We start from the raw sequence: 11,440 nt of genomic DNA on the forward strand, positions 1-11,440 counted from the left end.
GGGGAAAGGCAGCGGCGTTGTGCAGGAGGATGTCCAACTGGCCGAAGCGCTCCAGGGTCGCGCTCACCGCTCGTCTCGCGGCGTCGTACTCGCTCAGGTCGACGGCCAGCAGTTCGGCCGTGCCTCCGCCCAGGCGGATCGCCTCCAGGACGGCCTGGCCGCGGCTGGCGGTACGCGTCGCCAGCAGAACCCTGGCGCCTTCGGCGGCGAAGCATTCGGCGATGGCCCGGCCGATGCCCTGGCCGGCGCCGGTGACCAGTGCGACGCGGTTCTCCAAGCGCCTCACGATGGGCGCTCCAGCAGTTCGCCCAGGCAATCGCGGAGCAGGCGGTCGTGCAGTTCGACGTCCTCCGCGCGGGTCGCCGGGCAGGTCAGCGCCATGTTGTGGAATGGCGTCAAGAGCACGCCGCGGTTGAGCAGGTAGAGGTGCAGGCAGGCCTCGACCAGGCCGTTGCGTGCGTGGTGGGCCTCGCCGCCGTTGCGCGGGGCGTGGGTCATGAACAGGTACTCGACGCGCGCGCCGATGCGCGTCACGTGCCAGGGCAGGCGCAGTTCCTCGAGCGTCGCGCGGACGCCCGCCTCGAGCTGCGCGGCGAGCTGGAACATGTGCCGATAGGCGTCCTCCGTCATCACTTCGGCGAAGGTCGCGCGCATCGCCGCCAGTTGCAGCGCGTTGCCGGCCAGGGTGCCGCCAAAGCCGAAATGGTTGATCGCCTGCCCCGGTCGGAAGTGCGGCAGTACCGCCCAGATCCGCTCCGCCTGCGCCTGGCTGCATCCCCAGACGGCGCTGGGAATGCCGCCGGCGATGCATTTGCCGAGGACGAAGAAGTCCGGCTCGAGGCCATGCGCGCCGCTATAGCCGGCGGGACCGCAGGAGATGGTGTGGGTCTCGTCGATGATCAGCGCCACGTCGTGGCGGCGGGTCAGTTCGCGCAGGCCGGCGTGGAAGCCTTCGGCCGGCGGGACCATGCCGACGTTGGTCATGAAGGGTTCGGTGAGCACCGCGGCGACGTCGCCATGGGCGAGGGCGGCCTCCAGCGCGTCGAGGTCGTTGAACTCCACCAGGCGGGTGGTGGCGTCGTGGCGTACGCCATTGGGGTGAACGCCCGCGCGCGGAACCATGCGCCCGGCGGCGTCGAATTCCACCTGCGATTCGTCGACGCTGCCGTGGTAGTTGCAGTTGAACACCACCACCTTGTCACGTCAGCTGAGCATCCGGCACAGGCGCAGGACGAAACGGTTGGCGTCGGTGGCCGAGGTGGTCACCTGCCAATAGGGCAGGCCGAAGCGCCGCGCCAGTTCGGCGCCGACCCACAGGCTGTCCTCGGTCGGCAGCATCAGGGTCGAGCCGCGCCGCGCCTGGCGGGCGATGGCGTCGGCCACCGCCGGTTGGGCGTGGCCGAACATGGCGCCGCTATCGCCGAGGGCGAAGTCGACGTACTGCTGGCCGTCGATGTCGGTGACGCGCGCGCCCTGGGCCTCCTTCACCAGCAGCGGGCAGTTGCCCGGCCACTGTTGCATCCAGTGCAACGGTGCGCCGTACAGCCAGTGGCGGCGGTTTTCCCGGTAGGCCTGGGCGGAGCGCGGATGCAGTTCGTCGAAGCGTCGCAGCTCGCGCTTGAACAGCGCTTCGACGCGGGCCAGGTCGAGGCCGAAGGTGGTGTCCATGGGCGTCCTCACAGGTCGTGGCGGGTCTGGTTGAGCACCTGGGCCAGGGCGCCGACCGGGAAGTTAACCGGGGTGGCGAAGTCGTCGTCCTGGTAGCCGAAGATCTTGCCGTCGGTGCGCCCGGCTTCCAGGTCGATCAGCAGCACGCCGAGGGTCGGCACGATCTTCTCGCGCCAGACGAACAGGTACAGGCGTTCGGCCAGTCGGTAGCAGTGGCAGCGGTCGGTATCGGCCAGCCCTCGCTCGGCGCCGCGCAGGCATTGCCAGGTGTAGAAGTCGGGATTGAGGTAGACGTGTTCGTAGGCCTCGCTGGCGCTGTAGACGTAGCGGTTGCGCAGGCCGACCAACTCGTCGCTGGGGACGTGCGGGCAGGCGCCGGGCTGCCACGGGCGGTCGAGGCTGCCATGCAGGAACTCGGCCTCGACGCCGGTCAGTTCCCGGCCGGCCAGGGCCCGGGAGAACAGACCCTGTTCGCAGGCCGTGCGGTCGGGCAGATGGCCGAGCACCGCGGTGAACGCCTGGTTGTCGAAGTCCAGCACCAGGCTGACCGAGACCGGCCGGCCGTTTTCCTGCTTGAGGAAATCCACCAGGTAAAGGTTCTCCCGCAGTGAACTGGCGCGGTAGTCCGACTCGCCGCTGGCACTGCCGTCGGCCAGGCGCCAGCGCAGGCGCTGCGAGTCGAAGGCATGTTCGATGACCCAGCCGTTGGCGAAGTGCAGGACCCGTTCGAGCCCGGCGAGATCGCCGCAGGCGGGAAGGACGTGGTTGTCCGGAGCGAAGCCGTCGGCCAGGGCGCCGACGGTGATCCATCCGGAATGCGAGTGGGCGGACATAGGGTTCTCCTCGTCGTGGGAAACCCATGCTGGCCTGTCTTCGAGTATCCCGATATCGACCGGATGGTTGATAGGTCGATATGCCACGGAAATAGCACGGAGCGGCGAAGGGAAAGTTATCGAAGATGAAGTATTAGATGGGTTTTCGTTTCTTCTTTTTTGGTTTTTTAGTTAATGGGTTCCTGTTCTTCTATAAGTATTTTCTGAATGTATTCTTATGTACCTATTGGCTGTTATCGGAAATGGACTACATATGTTTTCGTATGATTATTATTTTTAAATCCTGTCTTTCTTTCTAGTATTTGGGTCTGCGTTTATCAGGGCGCAATCTTCGGCTGTCGCGTAATGGTCGGAGGCGCTCTAGGCGGCCGTCCCGGTTGCGCGCAAAGGCTTGGCTACCTTGGCCGGTTCGTACTGCATCGGCTCTCCAGGGAGCAGCCAGGATGTTCCACAACTCCAAAGGAAATCAGATGAACAAGTTCAAACGTGCAATTCTTGCGCCCCTCGTTGCGTCGGGCACCCTTCTCGCGCTGATGTCCCCCGTGGCCCATGCGGTCGATGGGATCGTCAACTTCTCGGGCAACATCACCGACGTCGCGTGCGATATCAACGGCCAGGCGCCGGGTGCGGGCAACGTCACCAACGTCGACCTGGGTATCGTGGCGCCGACCCATTTCACCGCCGTCGGAACCAACTCCACTTTCCAGGAGTTCGATCTGGTCCTCTCCGGTGCCGGCTGCACCAATGACAAGAAGGTTTCCATCGCCTTCGATACGGTCACCAACGTCGACCGTATCAGCGGCAACCTGATGCTGATGGGGCCGTCGAAAGCCAAGGGCGTGCAGATCCAGATCTTCAACAATTCGGCGGCCAACACCACGAAGATCCCGCTGGGCTTGGTCGAGGCCGCCCCGCAGAAGGCAACCATCGACAAGAACACGGCGACCCTGAAGTACAAGGCCTCCTATGTGTCCACCGAGAAGACCGTGATCGCGGGTACCGGCCTGTCCCATATCCGCTACCTCCTGGCGTACGAGTAAGCGGCGGTCGACGGACGAAGAGGTGAGGCCATGGCGCCGCTAATGCATCGTTTTCATTCTTTCGTGGCGGCAAGCGCCGTGGCCATCGCCCTGTGCGCCGGAACGGCTCATGCCGGGCTGATCGCACAGGGCACTCGCGTCGTCTTTCCGGCCAGCGAGCGCGAGGTCACCTTGCGGGTCAGCAATACGTCCGGCACTCCCGTGCTGGCGCAAGCCTGGATCGACGATGGCCGGCAGGACGTTCCCCCCGAGGAACTGCAGGTCCCCTTCAGCGTCACGCCGGCCGTGACGCGAGTGGACCCCAATGGCGGCGCCGTATTGCGCATCGCCTACCTGAAGGCCCCGTTGCCGACGGATCGCGAATCGCTGTTCTGGCTGAATATCCTGGAAGTTCCGCCCAGGGACGAAGACGAAAACAATGCATTGCAGTTTTCCTTTCGTTCGCGCTTCAAGCTCTTCTTTCGACCCAGCCAGTTGAAGAGTGTCGATTCGGCTGCCGGGAAACTTCAATGGAAGTTTCTGGAGTCAGGGGGAGCAGGAAAAAAGACCGTAGTACAGGTAAATAATCCGACGCCTTACTACGTTTCGTTCGCCAGCGTCGAATTGATTGTCGATGGCCGTGTCATGTCCGTGGGAAAGGGAATGGTCGCGCCATTCTCGACGAAGGAGTTCGACTGGCAGGGAAATCCGAAGAACATGGAAGCCGCTTCCGTCAGATACGAAGTCATCAACGATTACGGTGGCCGCAATACCCTCGATAGGGCACTCGGCAAATAACCCCTCCGTTTCCCCGCTTTTTACTTACGGCCCGACATATGAGTGGCGATTTTAAAATCGCTGCAGGGATTACATATGCCCAAAGTTTCTCTTCATAGGTGCTTGTCCGCTCCCGCTTACGGTGGGCAGGTCGCCCTGTTGCGAATGGCGATACAGGGAGGGATCGCCGTTCGCTCCCTGCGATTCGCCTGTCTGCTGGCACTGTTTCCTTCGCTGTCCTCCTGCCAGTCCTGGTCCTCCGTCGGCGCCGCCGGCGTAGCCGGGGCGAAAGCGAAGGAGGCCAGGGCGGGAGCACCGGCGAAACAGCCGCAGGCGCCCGCGGTGGCCGTTGCGTCACCGGCCGGCGGGTTGGACGCACCGTCGCGGCGGATCGTCTTCGACGCGCAGATGCTGGCCCTGGGGCCGGGCGGACGCTCGATCGATACGTCGCGTTTCGAGCGCGGCGACGTCATCGAGCCAGGCCGCTATCGCCTCGACCTGCTGCTCAACAGCCGATGGCGCGGTGTCGAGGAAGTCGAGCTGCGCCGCCAGCCGGGGCGGGAAAGCGCGGTCTTCTGCTACGACCGGGGCCTGCTGGAGCGGGCGGGCATCGACCTGGAGAAGAGCGCGCGTGGCCAGGATCGTTCCTCGGCTCGCGATCCTCTGCCCGAAGGTTTGCACTGCGACCCGCTCGAGCGCTATGTGCCGGGGGCCCGGGTCAAGCTCGATATCGCCGAGCAGTCGGTCTATGTCTCGGTGCCCAGCTATTACCTGAGCCTGGATTCGTCGAAGACCTATGTCGATCCGGCGAGCTGGGACAGCGGCATTTCCGCCGCCTTGCTCAACTACAACAGCAATCTCCACGTCAGGGAAAACCACGGCAGGAGCGCCACCAGCGGCTATGCCGGGATGAACGCCGGCTTCAATTTCGGGCGGGCGCGCCTGCGCCACAACGGCACGGCCACCTGGTCGCGCCGCATGGGCAGCCACTACCAGCGCAGCGCCACCTATGTGCAGACCGACCTGCCGGCCTGGCGTGCGCAGTTGTTGCTGGGAGAAAACTCCACCAGCAGCGAGTTCTTCGATGCGGTGTCCTTCCGTGGCGTGCAGCTTTCCAGCGATGACCGGATGCTGCCGGATTCGCTGCGCTACTACGCTCCGGTGGTCCGTGGGACCGCCAGTACCAATGCGCGGGTCTCGGTCTACCAGCGCGGCTACCTCATCTACGAAACCACGGTGGCACCCGGGGCGTTCGCTCTCGACGAACTGCAGACCGCCAGCTATGGCGGGGACTTGGAAGTGCGGGTGACCGAAGCCAGCGGGGAAGTCCGCAGTTTCATCGTGCCGTTCGCCACCACCGTGCAACTGCTGCGCCCCGGGACCACGCGCTACAGCCTGACGGCCGGGCGGCTCAACGATCCCAGCCTGGAGCGTCGGCCGAACATGCTGCAGGGCGTCTACCAGCGCGGCCTGGGCAACGACGTCACCGCATACGCGGGCGGGGCCTTCACCGGCAGCTACATGTCCGGATTGATGGGCGCGGCGCTGAACACGCCGGTGGGCGGATTTTCCGGTGACGTGACGCTGGCGCGTACCGAGGTTCCCGGCGGCGACCGCCTTAGCGGCTCCAGCTACCGTCTCGCCTACAGCAAGAATCTGCCGAACACCGGCACCAACTTTTCGCTGCTCGCCTATCGCTACTCCACCGGCGGCTATCTCGGCCTGCGCGACGCGGCCTTCATGCAGGACCGGGTAGAGCGAGGCGAGCCGCTGGAGTCGTTCTCGCGCTTGCGCAACCGTCTCGACGCCAACATCAGCCAGCAACTGGGCAACGGCGGCAACCTGTACCTGAACGGCTCCTCGCAGCGCTACTGGAGCGGCGGCGGGCGGGCGGTCAACTTCTCCGTCGGCTACAGCAACCAGTGGCGCGACGTCAGTTACTCCATTTCCGCGCAACGCCTGCGCAGCCACTACGAAGGCTTTTCCAGCGGTGACAAGCGCGGCGAGACCAGCACGCTGTTCAGCCTGAACCTGTCCATTCCGCTGGGCGGCGCGGGACGCGGGTCGCCGACCCTGAGCAGCTACCTGACCCGCGACAGCAACAGCGGAACCCAGCTCACCAGCGGGGTTTCCGGCATGCTGGGCAAGCGTGGCGAGGCCTCCTACTCGCTGTCGGCCTCCCATGACCGCGACAGCCGGCAGACCTCGAAGAGCGCCAGCCTCGACTATCGACTGCCGCAGGTCGAACTCGGCTCCAGCCTCTCGCAGGGACCGGGCTATCGGCAGTTGTCGCTCAAGGCCGCCGGCGGCCTGGTCGCGCACAGCGGCGGGATCACCGCGGCACAAACCCTGGGCGAGACGATCGGCCTGGTCCACGCGCCAAACGCCAGGGGCGCGGGTGCCGGCTACTCGGGAAGCCGGGTCGACCGCCACGGCTATGCGGTGATTCCCAACCTGCTGCCCTACCAGTTGAACAGTGTCGACCTCGACCCCAACGGCATGGCCGACGAGATCGAGCTGAGGTCCAGTTCGCGCAACGTGGCGCCCACCGCCGGAGCGGTGGTGCGCCTCGACTATCCGACGCGGGTAGCGAGGCCCTTGCTGGTGGATAGCCGGATGCCCAGCGGCGAGCCCCTGCCGTTCGCCGCGGAAGTGCTCGATGCCCACAGCGGGCAGCCGGTGGGCGCCGTCGGCCAGGGCAGCCGCCTGGTGCTGCGGGTCGAGCAGGATCGCGGCTCGGTTCGGGTGCGCTGGGGCAACGAGCCGCAGCAGCAGTGCCTGGTCGACTATGCGCTGGGCCCGCGCGAGACGACGCCTCCCGTCCTGCAACTGGCATGTCGCCCGGCGTCGGCCGCCGACCGGGAGCGCACGCTGTGACCGGCGTCGGCCTGGGCCGATGCGGCACGGCCTGGGTCCTGCTGGTGGCGCTGGTGGCCGATGCCTCCGCCTCGCTGTCCGTGATCGGGACCCGTTTCATCTATCCGGCGGGCGTTTCCGCGCTGACGATTCGCGTCGGTAACGTCGGGACGCGCCCGGCCCTGGTCCAGGCCTGGCTCGATCGCGGCGACGAGACGGCGGACCCGAGCGCTGTCACGGTGCCGTTCATCCTGTCGCCGCCGCTGTTGCGCATGGACCCGCAGGAGACCCAGGCGCTCCAGCTTCGCCATACCGGCGAGCCGCTGCCGGACGACCGGGAATCGCTGTTCTGGGTCAACCTGCTGGAGGTGCCGGGGCGGGAGGACGGCAGCGGCAACCTGCTGCTGGTGAGCTACCGCCTGCGGATGAAGCTCCTGTTCCGTCCGCAGGGTCTGGCCGGCGATCCGCGTTCCGCCGCGCGCCAGGTCGTCTGGCGCCTGCGTCCGGCGGTACGGCCGGGGCAGCGGGCGCTGCTGGAGGCGGACAACCGCAGTCCCTATCACGTTTCCCTGGTGCGCCTGGAGCTGGGCGAGGGCGACCTCGCCATGTCCCTCGGCAGCCTCACCCTGCCGCCTTTCGCCCTTACCCCGTTGAGTCTGCCGGCCGTGCCCGGCGAGGCGGCGCGGGTCCATTTCGATGCGGTGGGGGATGACGGCCAGATCGAGCGCGGCGACGCGCCGGCAGAGAGATACCCGTAGGAGTTCGGCAGGGCCCGGGGAGTTGGGCTCCTGCCGTAGCACGGCCCTGCGAATACGTCGCGGGGTTTCACTGGAGGAAGGAAGCACATGAACAAATGCTATGCACTGGTCTGGAACGTATCCCAGGGCTGCTGGAACGTCGTCAGCGAAGGCAGTCGCAGGCGCGGCAAGCCCGCCGGCGCCAAGGCGGCGATCGCCTCCGCCCTGGCCCTGCTGGGCGCCACGGCCCTGGCTCCGGCCTATGCGCTGCCAAGCGGGGGAACGGTGGTCGGCGGGAGCGCGAACGGGGAGATACACCTGTCGGGCGGCAACAGCCTGTCGGTCAACCAGAAGGTCGACAAGCTGATCGCCAACTGGGATTCCTTCAGCGTTGCCGCCGGCGAGCGGGTGATCTTCAACCAGCCGAGCAGTAGCTCGATCGCCCTGAATCGGGTGATCGGCACCAAGGCCAGCGATATCCAGGGTCGGATCGATGCCAACGGCCAGGTCTTCCTGGTCAACCCCAACGGCGTGCTCTTCGGTCGCGGCGCCCAGGTCAATGTCGGCGGCCTGGTGGCTTCCACGCTGGACATCACGGATGCCGAGTTCAACGGCAACTCCTCCAGATACCGTTTCACGGGTCCCTCTACCAACGGTGTCCTCAACCACGGGGGCGCCATCACCGCGGCGGAAGGCGGCAGCATCGCCCTGCTGGGCGCGCAGGTCGACAACCGCGGGACGGTCCTGGCGCAGATGGGCGGTGTCGGGCTCGGCGCGGGCAGCGACCTGACGCTGAATTTCGACGGCAACAAGCTGCTCGACATCCGCGTCGACGCCGGGGTCGCCAATGCGCTGGCAAGCAACGGCGGCCTGCTCAAGGCCGACGGGGGGCGAGTCCTGATGGCGGCCAGGACCGCCAATGCGCTGCTCAACACGGTGGTGAACTCCCAGGGTGCCATCGAGGCCCGTTCGCTGCGCGGCAAGAACGGGCGGATCGTGCTCGATGGCGGCCCGGACGGCAAGGTCATGGTGGGAGGCGCCTTGTCCGCCAATGCGCTGAACGGACCGGGGCACGGCGGCACGGTCGAGGTCCGGGGGCAGGCGGTGGAGGTGGCCCTGGGCACCCAGGTGAACACGCTCGCCAGCAATGGCCTCAACGGCACCTGGAAGATTGCCGCCGACAAGATCGACGTGCGCCCATCGGCGGTGTCGGATGGCGTCACCGTTCATGCCGACACCCTGTCGCGGAACCTGGCGAGCACCAATATCGAACTGGTTTCGACCAAGGGCGACCTGGACCTCGACGGCTCGGTGAGCTGGGCATCGGGCAACCGGCTGGGGCTGGGCTCCGCGGCCGACCTGACGCTGAATGGCAGGCTGAATGCCAGTGGCGCCAAGGCTGGGCTGGAGCTGAAGGCCGAAGGCGCTATCGATATCAATGACAAGATCGTTCTCGGCGGGGCTGGCAGCGCGCTGGCCATGGATGCCGGCGAAGGCCACCGGGTGAACGGCACGGCGTCGGTCTCCCTGGCCGGGGCCAACGCGACCTACGTCTCCGGCGGCTATTACTACACGGTGGTGCAGAACCTGGCGCAGTTGCAGGCGATCAACAAGAACCTGGACGGCCTGTACGTGCTCGGCGGCAATATCCTGGGCGGCAGCTATTACTGCACGGCACTGCAGTCCATCGGCGGGCCCGCCGGCGTCTTCAGCGGCACCCTGGACGGTCTCGGCAACAGCATCGGCAATCTCTCGATCAGCAACACCGGGCCGAATGTCGGGCTGTTCGCCCGCTCCTCGGGCACCCTGAGCAACCTGAAACTGAACAACCTGCGGGTATCCGATAACACCTACGGCTCCGGTCCGTCTTCGCTCGGCGCCCTGGTCGGGATCAACAGCGGGCGTATCGCCAACGTCAGCGCCAGCGGGGTCTCGGTCGTCGGCAGCCGACTGCGCTCCAACGCACTGGGCGGCCTGGTCGGGCGCAATATCAACGGGCAGATCACGAACGCATCCGTCAGCGGCGGCGTCACCGCTTATGCGGCGAGCACGGCGGTCGGCGGTCTGGTGGGGGAGAACTTCACCACCGCCTGGGGGCCGGAGGCGGTCATCGAGAACGCCCACAGCAACGTCCATGTGGCTGCACAGTCCACCGAGCGCAACAGCCTGGGCGGCGTCGGCGGCCTGGTCGGACTGAATGCGAAGGCCACGATCAGGGCGTCCGGCAGCCAGGGGAAGGTCGAGACCTACCGGCCCGGCCTGAACGTCGGCGGCCTGGTCGGCTACAACATGTTCGGCCACGTCTCCGATAGTAGCGCCAGCGGCCAGGTGGAGGCCGGCGGCGCGGGGAATACCGGCGGGCTGGTCGGCCTGAGTTCCGGCGGCGAGATATTCCGCTCGCAGGCGAGCGGGTCGGTGTACAGCAAGGGCGGCCTGGCGACCGGCGGGCTGATCGGCAAGGCAGAAGGCAACGGCATGCTCGGAAACCTGAAAGCCAGCGGCAGCGTCACGGACCAGGGCGGCGCGGATCTGGGCGGGCTGGTCGGCAACAATAGCCAGAGCGCCATCGAGACCGCCGAGGCGACGGGCAAGGTCAGCGGCGGCAGCAACAGTCGCGTCGGCGGGCTGATTGGACACAACCTCGGCGGTTCCGTCGCCCATGCGATCTCGCGCGGCGACGTGAGCGGCGGCTTCAACAGCCTGGTGGGCGGGCTCGTCGGCCACAACGGCGGCGAACTGTTCAACGTGGATGCCAGCGGCAGGGTCAGCGCCGCTGCGAGTGCGTCGGTTGGCGGCCTGGTCGGCAGCAACGCCGGTTCGATCCTGTCGGCGCGCAGCAGCAGTACCGTCAGCGGCGGCGGGCGCAGCCGCATCGGCGGCCTGGTCGGCGAGAACCAGATCCAGGGACGCATCGTTTCGTCCATGTCGGAAGGCACCGTCAGTGGCGACTACTACGTCTCCATGGGCGGGCTGGCCGGCGTCAACCTGGGATCGATCGAGTACTCCGGCGTCAGCGGCAAGATCGACTTCAAGCCTCAGTCCCATTACGGCCAGATCTACGGTGCGCAGGTCGGCGAGAACCGTGGGGTCCTGGGCGGCAACTACGTGATCGGCGAGGCGGCGCTCCTGCCGCCTGCCGGTATCGACTACGGCAACATCTGGTAAGGCCGGCAGGGGAGGTCCCAGGCGGACCTCCCTTCCCGGCCGGGGCCGCTCTCGCCTGGAGTGTGGCCCTCTTCCGCAGGCGCAATCTTGGAGAGTTCCATGAGCATGAGGTTATTTCCCGGCCGCGTTTCCCTGCGCCGCCGGCCTGGCGCGCAGGCTCGGCAGGCGCTCGTTCTCGGCCTCTGCTGCCTGACCGGCGGCCAGGCCTGGGCCCTGAACGAGGTCGCCCTGAACTGCTCGTTCGGCAATGGCAAAGGCTTGCCCTGGCGTGTGGTGAACGAGCTGACCAGCGGCACGGCGAAAGGCACGGTGCTGTTCGCCAGGCCGGTGAGCCTGTTCCTGAGCTACAAGCCCCAGGCTTCCCAGGAGGCGCATGAGCTGGTCC

7 protein-coding genes and 2 pseudogenes are annotated in these 11,440 nt (G+C 66.6%); 6 read left to right on the forward strand and 3 right to left on the reverse strand.

What is annotated here, in order from left to right; genetic code table 11:
• From FFS27_RS19865 to FFS27_RS19875, 3 genes and pseudogenes are all read right to left on the reverse strand, one after another.
• Positions 1-286 (reverse strand): SDR family NAD(P)-dependent oxidoreductase (locus FFS27_RS19865; RefSeq protein ID WP_137952166.1); only part of this gene is annotated, 286 nt, incomplete at its 3' end.
• Positions 283-1,668 (reverse strand): annotated as a pseudogene (locus tag FFS27_RS19870) (aspartate aminotransferase family protein). The pseudogene FFS27_RS19870 and the gene FFS27_RS19865, both read right to left, overlap by 4 nt.
• A gap of 8 nt (positions 1,669-1,676) precedes the next feature.
• Positions 1,677-2,501, reverse strand: a complete 825-nt coding sequence (locus tag FFS27_RS19875; protein ID WP_003111033.1) for a molybdenum cofactor biosynthesis F family protein — start codon at positions 2,499-2,501, stop codon at positions 1,677-1,679.
• A gap of 470 nt (positions 2,502-2,971) precedes the next feature.
• On the opposite strand from FFS27_RS19875, the gene FFS27_RS19880 reads away from it, so the two are divergent.
• The 6 genes and pseudogenes from FFS27_RS19880 to FFS27_RS19905 all read left to right on the forward strand — a co-directional run.
• Positions 2,972-3,541: a fimbrial protein gene (locus FFS27_RS19880; protein WP_003111034.1), complete on the forward strand. Its 570-nt coding sequence runs from the start codon at positions 2,972-2,974 to the stop codon at positions 3,539-3,541.
• A gap of 30 nt (positions 3,542-3,571) precedes the next feature.
• Complete coding sequence (cupB2, locus tag FFS27_RS19885; RefSeq protein WP_003093375.1) at positions 3,572-4,318, forward strand: molecular chaperone CupB2; 747 nt, start codon at positions 3,572-3,574, stop codon at positions 4,316-4,318.
• 321 nt (positions 4,319-4,639) lie between these two features.
• On the forward strand, positions 4,640-7,174 hold the full coding sequence (cupB3, locus tag FFS27_RS19890; protein WP_024947696.1) for a fimbrial biogenesis outer membrane usher protein CupB3: 2,535 nt from the start codon (positions 4,640-4,642) through the stop codon (positions 7,172-7,174).
• A complete protein-coding gene (locus tag FFS27_RS19895; RefSeq protein WP_010793429.1) occupies positions 7,171-7,911 on the forward strand; it encodes a fimbrial biogenesis chaperone in 741 nt (246 codons plus the stop codon). Before cupB3 ends, FFS27_RS19895 begins: the two co-directional genes overlap by 4 nt.
• 87 nt (positions 7,912-7,998) lie before the next feature.
• Positions 7,999-11,055: a two-partner secretion domain-containing protein gene (locus FFS27_RS19900; protein ID WP_023100811.1), complete on the forward strand. Its 3,057-nt coding sequence runs from the start codon at positions 7,999-8,001 to the stop codon at positions 11,053-11,055.
• 99 nt (positions 11,056-11,154) lie between these two features.
• Positions 11,155-11,440: pseudogene (locus FFS27_RS19905) on the forward strand (fimbrial protein); the annotation flags it as partial.

This window comes from Pseudomonas sp. 2VD, assembly GCF_005503585.1.
Taxonomy (GTDB): Bacteria; Pseudomonadota; Gammaproteobacteria; order Pseudomonadales; family Pseudomonadaceae; genus Pseudomonas; species Pseudomonas aeruginosa.

What these genes read in the sequence shown, in the direction of transcription:
- FFS27_RS19900 (WP_023100811.1), top strand. Translation starts at nt 7,999, where the DNA reads ATGAACAAATGCTATGCACTGGTCTGGAACGTATCCCAGGGCTGCTGG.
- cupB2 (WP_003093375.1), top strand. Translation starts at nt 3,572, where the DNA reads ATGGCGCCGCTAATGCATCGTTTTCATTCTTTCGTGGCGGCAAGCGCC.
- FFS27_RS19880 (WP_003111034.1), top strand. Translation starts at nt 2,972, where the DNA reads ATGAACAAGTTCAAACGTGCAATTCTTGCGCCCCTCGTTGCGTCGGGC.
- FFS27_RS19875 (WP_003111033.1), bottom strand. Translation starts at nt 2,501, where the DNA reads ATGTCCGCCCACTCGCATTCCGGATGGATCACCGTCGGCGCCCTGGCC.